We start from the raw sequence: 13,733 nt of genomic DNA, 5'->3' as shown, positions 1-13,733 counted from the left end.
ATTTAACTGAATGCCATTTTTCTATTCAGAAAATGGCTACTGATTTCTGCTATGAGGATTATTCGTAATGAATAAAAAACCTATTGTATTGCTGCTTGCTGCCGCACTCTCCCCTATGGCTTCTGCCGTGTTAGCTGCTGAAGATACTGTTGATATCCCACGCCTGGTGGTCACTTCTGATCCATTAGGCAACCGTACCTCTGATGAATTGATCCAGCCTGTGACGGTTATTGCCGGTGATGAACTCAATAAAAAACGCTCCAGCACAATAGGCGAAACATTGGATGGCTTACCAGGCGTACATAATGCCGACTTTGGTCAGGGCGTAGGACGTCCTGTAGTTCGAGGTTTACAGGGATCCCGTGTAAAAGTGCTGGAAGATGGCTTAAGTACTTCCGATATTTCTGGTGAAGGTGCGGATCATGCTATCGGCATGGATGTAGGTCGCGCCGATCAAATTGAGGTTTTCCGGGGTCCGGCGACATTACTCTATGGCAGCGGTGCTGCTGGAGGGGTTATCAATGTTCGCAGTAATCGATTTAATCCTGAGTTTGGGGATGCTCCAAGAGTAGATGGTCAGATGTCATACGGCATCAATGGACATGATCGCCAGGGACGTTTGGGACTGGAACTACCACTGGGAGACAGTTTTGTATTGCGGACGGACTATGGGCTTCGTCGTACCAGTGATTTTGATATTGATGGTTATCAGCAAAAAGACCAGCAGGTCGGCCGTAAAGATAAATTACAAAACAGTGAAGTGGAAAATGATGTGTTCTCTATCACCGGCTTGTATAAAGGTGACTGGGGCTTTGCCGGTTTGGGCTACAGCACTTGGGAAACTCAATATGGCATTCCCGAAGTCTTTTTAGGTCAAGGTGAAGAAGAGCGAGAACAGATTCGCGCGAAAAACGATCGTTTTGATTTTCGCAGTGAAATGAATGATCCGTTACCAGGTTTCAGCGCTGCCAGGCTGAAAATGGCCTACACCAGCTACCGTCAACAGGAAATTGGTTCTGAGTTTGATAATGGTGCCTTCGTTGAAAGCGCAGTTGAGACACGTTTCAACAATAACGAAACTGAAATGCGTCTGGAAATGGTGCATAACCCGATTGGCGATTGGGAAGGTGTGGTCGGTCTGCAATTTAATGATCGTGACTTTGAAGCTGAGGGCGAAGGTCACGGCCACGGGGATGGTGATGAACACGGTGGTGGCTTTTATATCCGCGGTAATGACACACGCACTGTCGGTTTATTTGTCCTGGAAGAACTACCCACACATTTTGGTCGCTTTGAAGTCGCTGCACGGGTCGATCATGTGCGCTCCAGTACAGACGATCTGGATGAGGCCAGAGATATTGATTTGCCAAGTGGTGAAGAGCTACAACAATCCGCTGTATTAGGCAGTAATAGCTTTACTCCTTTCAGTTTATCTGCAGGAACGCTTGTTGAGGTAGATCCGGCCCATCATTTCAGAATGTCCGTTACCCGTTCGCAACGTGCTCCATCGGCAGAGCAACTCTATGCCTTTGGTAGTCATGCTGCGGCCGGAACAGTTGAAATTGGGGATCCTAACTTAGGCAAAGAAACCTATACCAATTTTGAAGTCGGTTTTGATCGTCATGTAGGGGCATTCCGCTATGAGCTGACTACTTTCTATAACTATGTCGATGACTTTATTTATTTAGCAGCACAAAATGATGGGACTGGCCAAGCCATTGAAATTGAGGGCGATACGCTGGTATTTAATGAACAACAAAATGCCAAGTTGTATGGTGCTGAATTTAGTGCCATAACTGACTTAATTGACGGGCCTATTCCACTGAGCATGCGTCTGTCTGCCGATCATGTACGCGGCAAACTCAGCAATGGTGAAAATATTCCTCGCATGAGTCCAACACGCTTAGGCATTGGATTTGATACATCTTATGCTGACTGGGATTTCAGTCTCGACTACCGTCGGGTCTTTAAACAAACCAAAACCGCTGTGACTGAAAGCAATACGGACGGTTATAACCTGGTTTCGTTTGATGCCAATTGGTCCCCAGCAAGTTTAAAAGGTGCTGAAATCTTTATTCAGGGACGTAATTTGCTGAATGAAGACGGTCGTCGGCATACCAGCTTCTTTAAAGATGAATCGCCTATTCTGGGACGAACCATATACACCGGTATTCGTTTCGACTTTGGCGGTTAACCGTTAACCTTATGCTCAAACTGAAAAGGCCCGCTTTGTCGGGCCTTTTTTGTGGAGCAAGAGTCAGTATTCTGCTAGATTGAGGTATTTTTTACGGATAAATCTACATGGCTTTAATTGAAACGGGTGATGACATCAGCAGCATTAAACTGATCTATATCTTTAATCTGGTGGGTTCGCTTATCTACCCCATGCTGGTGATGGGCGCTCTTGTCGCCTATGAAAAAAAAGGCAAAGCGCCAGATTGGCTACAATCGCATTATCTGTTTCAAATAAATGGTTTTTATATCAGCCTCATATTGCTGATGGTTTCCTGGGGACTTTTATATCTGGGAAATTTATACGGGTTAGCCGTGATGGTTGTTTGGATAATTTGGAATATCACTCGCAGCGTCAAAGGACTGAAAACATTAAAAGCCCAACGTCCTATATTGAGTCCTAAAAACGGTTTGCTGGGCTGATATTGGGGCTTTTTTATTTTTTTCATCCATTACGATAAATAAGTCTTAGCCACGATAAATCGCTAATGGTCCTGTTGCTTGTTGGGTGGGCATAATTTCCATTGTGGTGACATTCATATGCGCTGGCGTATTAACCAACCACCAGATGGTATCGGCAATATCCTGAGCCGTTAATGCAACCGTATTTTCATAGACTTTTTCAGCACGCTGCTCGTCGGCTTTAAAACGTACCATTGAGAACTCAGTTTCGGCATTACCTGGTTCAATATTAGTGACCCGGATCTGTGTGCCCAATAAATCTGCCCTCAATGCCAAAGAAAACTGTCTGACAAAAGCCTTGCTGGCACAATACACATTACCGCCTGGATAGGGCCAGTTTCCGGCGACAGAACCGATATTGATGATATAGCCCCTGTCTCTTGATTGCATGCCCGGCAAAACCAGTCTGGTGCAACGCATCAAACCTTTGATATTAGTATCGACCATACGTTCCCAATCTTCGGGATCAGTTGCGTAAGCGGGTTCTAGTCCTAACGCAAGGCCTGCATTATTGACTAGAACATCAATCTGTTGAAATTCCTCTGGTAGCTCGGCAAAAGCCTGTTCGGTCGCCTGCCGGTCACTGATATCAAAACAACTAATGCAGACTTGTGAGGCTCCACCTAACTCCGCTTGCAGGCTTTGCAAACGTTCCATGCGCCGCCCAGTAATAATCAGGCGCCACCCTGCTTTAGCAAATAACCTGGCGCACGCTTCACCAAATCCTGCGGTAGCGCCGGTAATCATAATGATTGGGGATGAATTCATTTTTTGCCTTTAATACTATTATTTGAAGCACAGAGACACAGAGTCATATGTATCCGCAGATGAACGCAGATTAAAAAATTTACAATAACATCCCTGTTGACTATGCGACTAAAAAATATGGGTTAGATAATGATATGTATGAAGTTCATTTAAATTTTAATCAACGTACTAGATCGCTTTTAATCATCTGCGAAAATCTGCGTAATCTGTGGATATCAACTATCAAAAACTCCGTTCGTTCTGTGTCTCTGTGGTTAACCCCACAAAAACTTAGTTGTTATAAACTTTATTAGCCGCTGACATGGATGAAAGATACCAGTAAATATTGATAATTTTGTCATGCCTCCACTCTTATTCTATTTATATCAATCGGAACAAGACTATCAGGCACCTTCAGCAAAAACGATAGTGCGGCGGCCACTTACAATAATGCGATGCTCGATATGTGCTTTCACAGCACGTGCCAAAACCAGACGTTCAATATCCTTACCGATCATCACTAGATCTGCCGGGCTATTATCATGACGAACCCGTTCGACATCCTGTTCGATGATTGGCCCTTCATCAAGTTCCGCTGTCGCGTAATGTGCGGTGGCACCGATTAGCTTCACTCCACGTTCGTATGCTTGATGATAAGGCTTGGCGCCCTGGAATGCGGGCAAAAACCCATGGTGAATATTGATGACCTTGCCGGCAAACTCTTTAACAAACTGCTCTGACAAAATTTGCATATAGCGCGCCATCACCACCAGATCAATCTGATACTCGGAGAGTAATGATTTAATCTGTGCTTCCTGTTGCTGTTTGGTGTCCTTGGTGATGGGCAGATGATAAAACGGTTTTTTGAACTGACGCGCCATATTCTCCAAATCGGGATGATTACCGATAATGACAGGAATGTCGCATTTCAACTCGCCTTCCAGCTCACGCAACAGCAAGTCATAGGGACAATGCGAAGCCCGGGTCACCAGCAAGGCTACGCGGTATGGCACATCGGTGAAATGCACTGACCAGGTCAGTTCCATGGCTGCTGCTAACGAGCTGAATTGTTGATGAAGTATTTCATGGGATAACTGAGCTTCATCTTCCACCTTGAGACGCATGAAATAACGACCGTGCTCGGTATCGGTATATTGCTGACAGTGCAGGATATTGTAACCACGCTCAGCAAAAAAACCGGTTATACCGGCCAGCAAACCTTTCTGGTCGGCACATTGAATCAGCAACACGATGGCTTTCATGAAGAAACGACCTCTACGGACAGAAAATCAAAGCGCAGATGCTAGCACTTTGTAGCAGCATTATGAATATTCATTATATTTGTCCGCCCGGCCTTTGACTTTATCCACCGGATATTTAGCCGCATTTTTCTGCATTTTACGTTGTATGGCCTGTTCAATATCGATATTCAGATCGTGACAAAGATAGCTCAGATATACAGCAACATCGGCTATTTCATCTTCCAGATCTTCACGTTTATCAGTCTCCAGCATTTGCTTAATTTCGGTCTTGTTACGCCATTGAAACCATTCCAGCAGCTCAGCCGCTTCGATGGATAATGAAATCGCTATATCTTTCGGATTATGAAACTGTTCCCAGTCTCGTTCACGACGAAATTCAATTAGCTGTTTTAATAAATCGGCATTAATCATCTGCAAGAAACCTGTTTACCTGCTGAATAAAAATATCGGGTTTTTCGGCATGCACCCAGTGTCCGGCACCATCGATCACCACATGTTCTGCCTGAGGATAAAGCGTCTTAATATGCTGCCAATCTTTATCAGTTACATAATCAGACTTTCCCCCACTGATAAACAGTGTCGGTGTTTCCACAGAAACATCTGGTTCTACACTTTGGAGCAAACCTAGATAACTGCAAAATAAAGCCTGCAAATTAATACGCCAGCTAAACCCTTGATCACCTTTTTGCATGTTCAGCAATAGAAACTGACGCACCATAGGATCAGGCAGTGTATTTGCCAAGGCTTCACTCGCTTCTGTTCGTGATGAAAATTTTGACAGATCTAATGCCATTAAAGCTTTAAAAATAATACTATGCTCATCAGGATATTGGCGAGGAGCAATATCAACAACGATAAGTCTGCGTACACGCTCAGCAAACGTCTGGACAAATTGCATCGCTGTTTTTCCACCCAGCGAATGTCCCATAAGATCGATTGTTGATAACGCTAATTCATCCAGTAAATTCAGCAGATCTTCTGCCATTAAATCAAAAGTTTGCTTTGGATGATGAAAGGATTGCCCATGATTACGCAGATCAACACTGATAACCTCTCGCTCTGCTGATAAAGCTGAGGCGATGCTACGCCAGTTATCTGATGAACCGAATAAACCATGCAGGATTACTAATGGCTCACCCTGCCCAATAGATTGATAGTGTAATCTCATAGTGACTCACGTTAACACGTTATAATGTGTGATTGAAAAATTTGGAGAGAGTGAACGTGGATGAAGCAATTTTGATGATTCTGGTCAAACAATATGCTGATCGATTTGGCATCACCTTCAGTTCAAAACATTTGGACGATGAGGTAAAAAAACAGCAATTAGTGAGTTTGATGCAGGAAGCATTAGCGGGTAAGCGTGGCCCTGTGACTGATGCGGACATAGGCTAAAAAAAACACCCTTAGCATTTTGCTAAGGGTGTTTTTGTATCCAGTTTAGATTTTTTCGAACACCAGACAGGCGTTGGTTCCGCCAAAGCCGAAACTATTCGACATCACGGCCTTAAGATCGGCATTATCTTTACGATCCAGCACAATTGGCATGCCCTGCGCCTGTTCATCCAGATTATCAATATTGGCAGAGGCAGCCACAAAATCATTTTCCATCATCAGTAGACTATAGATAGCTTCCTGAACGCCAGCCGCGCCTAAGGAATGTCCGGAAAGTGATTTAGTTGAACCAACCAGTGGTATCTGTGTTTCCGCAAACACTTTTTTAATCGCACCTAATTCAGCCAAATCACCGACCGGTGTACTGGTGCCATGCGCATTGATGTAGTCAACTTTGCTATTACGCATGGTCGACATGGCCATTTCCATGCAACGTTGCGCGCCTTCGCCAGAAGGAGCCACCATGTCATAACCATCAGAAGTGGCTGCATATCCTGTCAGTTCCGCGTAAATTTTGGCACCACGCGCTTTGGCATGTTCATATTCTTCCAGAACCAAAACACCTCCACCGCCAGCAATAACAAAACCATCACGATCGGTGTCGTATGCACGGGAAGCCTTTTCGGGCGTATCGTTATATTTGGTCGATAAAGCTCCCATCGCATCAAACAATGAACTCATGGTCCAGTGTTCCTCTTCCGCACCACCAGCAAACACAACATCCTGTTTGCCCAGCTGAATTTGCTCCATAGCATTACCGATGCAATGGGCACTGGTGGCACAGGCGGAAGACATCGAATAGTTAATGCCTTTGATTTTGAAAGGTGTTGCCAGACAGGCGGAAGTGGTACTTCCCATTACCTGAGTGACACGATAAGGACCCACCCGTTTCAGGCCTTTTTCGCGGAGAATATCCGCTGCTTCAACCTGATTGGAAGAGGATGCACCACCGGAGCCCATCACCAACCCTGTTTTCGGGTTGGAAACATCGCTTTCGCTTAAGCCTGCATCCTGAATCGCATGTTTCATTGCGATATAGGCATACGCTGCCGCATCCCCCATAAACCGCAACACTTTACGATCAATAAATTCTTTAAAATCAATATCAAAAAACCCCGCTACATGGCTTCGAAATCCCATATCAGCATATTGCTGCTTAAAGCGGATACCAGAACGACCGGTGCGAAGTGATTCAGTAACGGTGGCGAGATCCAACCCCAGACAAGAGGTGATCCCCATACCAGTAACAACTACACGTCTCATTGTCTTGTCCTAAAAGTTGTCAGTTGAAGTAAACAGACCAACTCGTAAATCTTTGGCAAAGTAGATATCGCGACCATCTACCGATACTGTGCCATCTGCAATGGCCAATACCAGCTTGCGTGAAATTACTCGTTTCAAATCAATACGGTAAGTCACTTTTTTGGCAGTAGGCAATACTTGTCCGGTGAATTTTACCTCACCTGAGCCCAGCGCTCTTCCTCTGCCGGGATTACCATCCCATGCCAGAAAAAAGCCCAGTAACTGCCACATGGCATCTAATCCCAGGCAACCCGGCATAACAGGATCTCCCGGAAAATGGCATTTAAAAAACCATAAATCCGGATGAATATCCAGTTCAGCAATGATTTCACCTTTCCCATAGGCGCCACCATCATTTGAAATATGACTGATGCGATCCATCATCAGCATATTCGGTACTGGCAGTTGGGCATTACCCGGGCCAAACATTTCTCCATGGCCACACTGCAAGAGTTCCTCGAAGGAAAAAGATGATTGCTTACTCATGAAATTTTAAAATAACCCTACAAATTAAGCACGACATAATAGCATGATAGTTTGAATGCAGAAAAAGATGCAGCTATCAACGCACTGGTTCTAAAAAAAAGCCACACCCTACGGCATGGCTTATCGATTTTATTGAGCTGTGGAGATGATTATTTACGATTATCAGCAACTGTGGTTGCTGCTGCCGGCGCAATTATCTCAAGACTTTCCAGTAATAATCCAATACTGTTGAGCACCCGATACATCGTAAAAATTTCATCATATTGAGCATTCGTCAGAGCAATCCGCGCCCGGAACAATTCATTCTCGGAATCCAGCAAATCCAGCAATGTGCGCTGTCCAAAGTTAAATTGTTGCTGATAGGCATCACGGGTTTTTTCAGCAGCTGCAGCATATTCTTCAAAGTATGACATTTGTCTCCGAACTGTTTCCAGAGCATTCCATGATAATCGGACACTCTGCTCGACCTGACGGTGTGTATTATTGCGAATTTCAGCCGCCTGATTAATCAGAAACGCCGTCTCCTCACGTCTTGCCTTATCTTTTCCACCATTCAGTAAATTGTAGCGTAGTCTGAACATGGCTGTGACGTCTTTATCAGTTCCTCGAACCCCATCAATATCATGGTCATTACGAGTGCCTAATTCAAAATCAACACGTGGTAAAAAAGCAGCTCTTGTAACGTCATGTTGTGCATTGGCCGAAGCGACATCAGCTTGAGCAGAACGTAAGGTCGGGTGATTCTGAATGGCGATATTGACCGCATCTTCAACTGTCAGTGGCAAAAGCGGTTCAGGTGACGGAGGCGGTGACAATGAGGATGGTGCTTCGCCAACGACACGTAAATAATTGGTTTCGGCATCCCGCAAATTGCTTTGCTCAGCCATTAAATTGGTTTCCGCTAATGCCAGACGGCCCAAGCTTTGATCCATATCTGCCCGGCGTCCTACGCCACGTTCACTGCGTAAGGTAATCTGATCATGGGTACGTAAATGAGATTCCAGATTGGTTTGCGCTAATTCCACCAGTTTCTGCCGGCGCAACACATTAAGATAAGCTTCCGTGGCCTCTAAAGCAGTGTTTTCAGCCACACTGTAAACTGAATGTGCTCGTGAATCGGTTCTGGCTTTTTGACGTTCAACCTCATTTTTAGTCAAGCTGCCATCGTAAAGCATTTGCCGTAAATTCAAGCTGGCTTCATCACGATTTAAATGAATCTCACCATCACCACGGTTGCGGGAAGCTGGATTATCGGTTGACTCCCAACCGGTTCCGAGCCCCAAATCAATTGTTGGGAAATAACCTGCCTGTGCCTGATCAATTTCTTTGGAAACCGCCTGACGCTCACTTATTGCAGCTAAGACATCCGGATTGGTTTTCAGCGTGGTATGAATTGCTTCCTGTAATGTTTCAGCTTGCACAAAGCTACAGCAAAGCAATGATGGGATTAAAAAAAGCGCTTTGTTCATATTCTTTTCCTAGTTCAAAGCAGTAATTAGTATTCTTTATTAAGGGTTAATACCGATTACAGCTTCTCCCCCCCCCAAATAATACTTACTAGTCCATTACCGGCCGATTGTAGTCAAAACAGTTCAAATACACAATCAACTCTATCGAAGATCCCTAAAGACGATGGCCAGAGAAAGGCGATCCGGTAAACTCATTTTCTGAAAAATGGTCGTTAAGTGGGCTTTCACTGTTCTTTCAGTGATATTCATATTTCGAGCGATCATTTTGTTGGTCGCACCATGACTAACCATCTTGGCCACTTCCAATTCTTTTGGAGAAAGTGTTTCTGCTGCTTTACGCTGTTTTTCACTCACTTCCGGAATATGACTGATTTCATCTATCAGACCAGATATCACATGACGCTCGACCCAAACTTCACCGTTCAAAATTAACAACAAAGCTTCCTGTAGTTTGCTCATCGGCAGATTTTGATTGAAATAGCCACGAGCGCCCTGCTTCAATGCGGCTATTTGTACCGGAATAGGACGTGGAGGACCAATCACCAGAATTCTGCTATCCGGGCAGAGCTTTTTGAGTTCACTGATAACCTGATCAGGATTGTCATCCAGCAGAAATTGATGACATAGTACAAATTCTGCTGTTTGTTGCTTTAATGCGTTGAATAAACCGTTAATATCCTTATAAAGGCAAACGTCGTACAAATCTGGCAAGGCATCGGTTATGACACGCGCCACATCCGCATCTGCGGTAGCCAGATAAAGACTTTTTTCAGTCTCTGTAATTACAGTCATTGTTCAACCTTAACCTCAACGCTCTCTCAACGCTTCATTTTTAGCTTTCAGTATGGGCTTTAATAAATAATCAAGTACGGTTTTTTCACCAGTCAAAATATCTACGGTCACCGTCATCCCCGGAATAATTCCTAATTCACCCATACTACTTTTTATAAAATTTTGTTCCGTGCGTAAATAGATAAGATAAAAACTTTCATCTTCTTCATTAGTGATCGTATCCGCACTGATTCGTACCAGCTTTGCATTTAGTCCACCATAAATTGAAAAGTCATACGCTGTAAACTTTATTATTGCTTCCTGGCCTGGTCTTAAAAAAGCAATATCTGCTGGTCGTATCTGAGCTTCGATAAGTAAATTATCTTCTAAAGGAACAATTTCTACCAGATCCATACCTGGCTGGATGACTCCACCTATAGTATTGATCATCAAGCGTTTGATGGTTCCTTTCATTGGTGAACGTACATTCGTCCGGGTTACCCGATCCTTTAATGCCGATACAGATTCTTCAGTGCGTTCCATTTCAGCGCGCACCTCACTGAGCTCTCTTGCTGCTTCTGACTCAAACCGGGTAACTGCTTCATTTATTTTCTGCTGAACTTCATCAATCGAAGAGCGAATACGGGGAATCGCCAGACGATTTGATTCCATTTCACCCCTCAAATCATTGACGGTACGTTTCAGTCGCAATATCTCAACTTCTGACATGACGCCGGCGGCCAGAAGAGGTTCGGACATTTGTAATTCCTGATTACTCAACTCAAAACTGCGACTGAGCTGCTGTTGCCTGGCCTGTTTTTCAACCAGTTCCTGCCTGCGTTGTTCAGCTTGTCTTTTTAAAACATCAATCGTGCTTTGCAATTGTAATTGTCGTGATTGATACAATCCCCGTTCTTCTGCTGCCAGCTCAGGCTGATTGATCATCAGTTCTTCGGGAAGCTCCAATGGCTTGCCCTCACTTTCTGCACTCAATCTGGCCGTTCTTGCCAACAGCTCCCAGTAAGTTAATTTAGATTCTCGAAATGAAGATGAAAAACGTGTGTCATCAATCTTTAACAGCACATCGCCTTTTTCAACCATTTGTCCTTCACTCACCAGAACATCCGCCAGAATGCCCCCTTCGAGATTTTGAATTATCTGAACTTTGCTGGAGGGAACTACTTTTCCCTGCCCGCGGGTAACTTCATCAATTTCTGCAACACTCGCCCACCATAAAGCAATGCCTATAAAAGCTGCGATCAGCAATAATAGGATATGGCCTCCCCAATGGGTTGAGGCCATCGTCGCTGCGCTGATTTCAGACATGAAATTGACATCGTCATTATTTTTTTTAAACCAGGCCATCCAATTACCCTTTCGAAACCCGGATATGTCCGCTTTTTAACGCAGCAAGAATTTGTTCACGTGGTCCATCGGCCACTAAATTACCCTGATCCATGACTAACACCCGATCTACCAGGCTCAATAAAGAAGCACGGTGTGTTACCAGAATAAGCGATTTATCTTTGATAATTTCACCCAGTTTGGTTTTAAAGCGTTCTTCACTACTGTTATCCATGGAATTGGTTGGCTCATCCAATACCAACACGGGAGGATCCAGTAATAAAGCCCGCGCCACGGCAATACTCTGACGCTGTCCACCTGACAGGCCTTCACCACGCTCACCGACAGGCATATCGAACCCTGATGGATGCCGATTGATAAATTCAGTTACGCCAGCTATTTCAGCCGCCCTTAATACCGCAGCATCATCAGCAAAGGGAGCACCCAAAGCGATATTGTCGCGCACGCTGCCATAGAACAGCATGACATCTTGAGGAACATAGCCGACAGAACGGCGTAAATCAATTGGATCAATCTGTCGCAGATCGGTCTCATCCAGAAGCACTGCACCCTCGGCAGGTTCATATAAACCTAGAATCAATTTCTCTATCGAACTTTTCCCGGAACCGATTCTGCCGATTATGGCAACTTTTTCACCCGGTTTAATTTTAAAGGAAATATCGCTTAATGCGTCTATGGCCTGCTCTGGGTAGCGGAAGCTGACTTGTTTGAATTCAATACCACCCTGGAATTTCTCACGATGCAGAAATTCCCGACCGCTGGGACGTTCAACCGGTAAATTCATCATATTGTTCAAAGAACTTAACGCGGCTTTTGAATGATGAAAACGCGTTAAAATGCCTGCCAGCTGCCCCATTGGTGCCAGCGCCCTGCCTGCCAGTATGGTGCTGGCAATCAAGGCACCCATGCTGATTTCGTTCTCACTGATTTTGTAGACCCCATAAACCACCACGGCAATAGTGGTCATTTGCTGAACAAAACTGGTTAAATTTACCGCTGCTGATGACAGCAGTTTGGCCCGTTGACTGTACTTGGAAATAGAGCCGGCAGTTTGCTCCCATTTACGTTGTAACGGGCTCTCTGCCCCCAGACTTTTGATCGTTTCGAGGCCGGTTAATGTTTCTATAAGTGTGGCGCTTTTTTGTCCAGCATGACGAAATAACTGCTTAATTGCCCGACCTAACGGTATCTGAATGATTAAACTAATCAAAATCGTAATGGGAATAACCGCCAACGGAATATAGGCTAAATCACCGGCAATCATCCAGATAACGGCTATAAACAAAAAGGTAAACGGTAAATCAATCAGCGTGGCAAGCGTGGCCGAAGTAAAAAAGTCACGAAATGACTCAAACTCTTGCATGCTATTAGCAAAGTTACCTACTGAATTGGGCCGAGCAGCCATTTTGATGCCCAGTACTTTTTCAAAAATCGTGGCGGATAAAATAACGTCTGCTTTTTTGCCGGCAACATCAATAAAGTAACCACGTAATGTGCGTAGTAACAAATCAAAGACAAACACAATCGCCAGACCAATCGCCAACACCCACAATGTAGCCAGCGCATTGTTGGGTACGACCCGGTCATAGACATTCATCACAAACAACGGTGAAGCTATGGCAAATAAGTTGACCAGAATTGAAGCCACGAATACTTCGCTGTAGATTGGCCAATAACGTGTCAGCGTTCCCCAGAACCAGTGTCTGGCCCGAGGGATGGCCGAGTTTTCACTGCGGTTATCAAAATGCTGAACTGCTCGTATGAAAATAGCGTAGCCAGTGTAATACTGCTGTAACTCGTTCAATTCCACGACAGTTTCAGCGTCGCCATTTTCAGGATAAATGACCGTAGCCTCTTTGCCGTTTAGCTTCAGTAAAATACAGGCATTGCCATCATTCAGAAGTAATACAGCTGGTAGCACCAACGGAGAAATTTTACGTAGTGGGCGTTTTATGACTTTTGAAGAAAGCCCTGCCCGTTCAGCCGCTCTGGAAAACAATTCTGGAGACAGTCGGTTATCCACTAAAGGAAGGCCTGCTACCATCGAATCAGGGCTATGTGGTTTTCGTAAAAGTTTGGTGAGAACCGTCAGACATGCTAATAGCGGATCATCATGAGTCAGATAAGCCGATTCAGCTTTCCATTGCCGATTCCGTTCTTGTTCAGTGGTTGCTTGATTTTCCATTTAATCCAACGACGCTACCCAACTCAAAATGTGATGAGTTTCACAGTTTTTTTCTTT

Annotated in this window: 13 protein-coding genes; 3 read left to right on the top strand and 10 right to left on the bottom strand. The window is 44.6% G+C overall.

The annotated features are described in order from the left end of the window. Window positions 1-67 precede the first annotated feature (67 nt). Both B3S93_RS10180 and B3S93_RS10175 read left to right on the top strand, forming a co-directional pair. Window positions 68-2,194, top strand: a complete 2,127-nt coding sequence (locus B3S93_RS10180; protein WP_292748743.1) for a TonB-dependent receptor — start codon at window positions 68-70, stop codon at window positions 2,192-2,194. 107 nt (window positions 2,195-2,301) lie between these two features. Then, window positions 2,302-2,655 (top strand): hypothetical protein, encoded by a 354-nt coding sequence (locus B3S93_RS10175; protein WP_292401796.1) that lies wholly within the window; start codon window positions 2,302-2,304, stop codon window positions 2,653-2,655. A gap of 45 nt (window positions 2,656-2,700) precedes the next feature. Here B3S93_RS10175 and B3S93_RS10170 read toward each other — a convergent pair whose 3' ends face one another. The 4 genes from B3S93_RS10170 to B3S93_RS10155 all read right to left on the bottom strand — a co-directional run bounded on the left by B3S93_RS10170 (window position 2,701) and on the right by B3S93_RS10155 (window position 5,871). Next, on the bottom strand, window positions 2,701-3,462 hold the full coding sequence (locus tag B3S93_RS10170; RefSeq protein WP_292401792.1) for an SDR family oxidoreductase: 762 nt from the start codon (window positions 3,460-3,462) through the stop codon (window positions 2,701-2,703). Window positions 3,463-3,845: 383 nt separating this feature from the next. Continuing rightward, window positions 3,846-4,703: a formyltetrahydrofolate deformylase gene (purU, locus tag B3S93_RS10165; RefSeq protein WP_292401789.1), complete on the bottom strand. Its 858-nt coding sequence runs from the start codon at window positions 4,701-4,703 to the stop codon at window positions 3,846-3,848. Window positions 4,704-4,763: 60 nt separating this feature from the next. Continuing rightward, window positions 4,764-5,114 carry a nucleotide pyrophosphohydrolase gene (locus B3S93_RS10160; protein WP_292401786.1) on the bottom strand — a complete coding sequence of 117 codons (351 nt, stop codon included), beginning with the start codon at window positions 5,112-5,114 and terminating at the stop codon, window positions 4,764-4,766. Beyond that, a complete protein-coding gene (locus tag B3S93_RS10155) occupies window positions 5,107-5,871 on the bottom strand; it encodes an alpha/beta fold hydrolase (protein ID WP_292748740.1) in 765 nt (254 codons plus the stop codon). The genes B3S93_RS10160 and B3S93_RS10155 overlap by 8 nt, the downstream gene beginning before the upstream one ends. Before the next feature lie 56 nt (window positions 5,872-5,927). Here B3S93_RS10155 and B3S93_RS10150 point away from each other — a divergent pair, with 56 nt between their 5' ends. Continuing rightward, window positions 5,928-6,098 carry a hypothetical protein gene (locus tag B3S93_RS10150; RefSeq protein WP_292748738.1) on the top strand — a complete coding sequence of 57 codons (171 nt, stop codon included), beginning with the start codon at window positions 5,928-5,930 and terminating at the stop codon, window positions 6,096-6,098. Window positions 6,099-6,143: 45 nt separating this feature from the next. On the opposite strand, the gene fabB is transcribed toward B3S93_RS10150, so the two are convergent. The 6 genes from fabB to B3S93_RS10120 form a co-directional block, all read right to left on the bottom strand. Beyond that, window positions 6,144-7,361, bottom strand: a complete 1,218-nt coding sequence (gene fabB, locus B3S93_RS10145) for a beta-ketoacyl-ACP synthase I (protein WP_292748736.1) — start codon at window positions 7,359-7,361, stop codon at window positions 6,144-6,146. Between the two features lie 9 nt (window positions 7,362-7,370). Continuing rightward, window positions 7,371-7,886 (bottom strand): 3-hydroxyacyl-[acyl-carrier-protein] dehydratase FabA, encoded by a 516-nt coding sequence (gene fabA / locus B3S93_RS10140; RefSeq protein ID WP_292361527.1) that lies wholly within the window; start codon window positions 7,884-7,886, stop codon window positions 7,371-7,373. 149 nt (window positions 7,887-8,035) lie between these two features. Further along, entirely contained in the window at window positions 8,036-9,355 is a 1,320-nt protein-coding gene (locus B3S93_RS10135; protein ID WP_292748734.1) for a TolC family outer membrane protein, read from the bottom strand. 141 nt (window positions 9,356-9,496) lie between these two features. Continuing rightward, window positions 9,497-10,147 carry a response regulator transcription factor gene (locus tag B3S93_RS10130; RefSeq protein WP_292748732.1) on the bottom strand — a complete coding sequence of 217 codons (651 nt, stop codon included), beginning with the start codon at window positions 10,145-10,147 and terminating at the stop codon, window positions 9,497-9,499. Window positions 10,148-10,162: 15 nt separating this feature from the next. Next, window positions 10,163-11,491, bottom strand: coding sequence for an HlyD family type I secretion periplasmic adaptor subunit (locus B3S93_RS10125; protein WP_292748730.1), 1,329 nt, complete (start codon window positions 11,489-11,491; stop codon window positions 10,163-10,165). A gap of 4 nt (window positions 11,492-11,495) precedes the next feature. After that, entirely contained in the window at window positions 11,496-13,676 is a 2,181-nt protein-coding gene (locus B3S93_RS10120) for a type I secretion system permease/ATPase (protein WP_292358013.1), read from the bottom strand. Window positions 13,677-13,733 lie beyond the last annotated feature (57 nt).

It is taken from the genome of Methylophaga sp. UBA3613 (genome assembly GCF_002375415.1).
In the GTDB taxonomy this organism is placed as follows: Bacteria; Pseudomonadota; Gammaproteobacteria; order Nitrosococcales; family Methylophagaceae; genus Methylophaga.
This window is presented reverse-complemented; position numbering and strand designations above follow the sequence as displayed.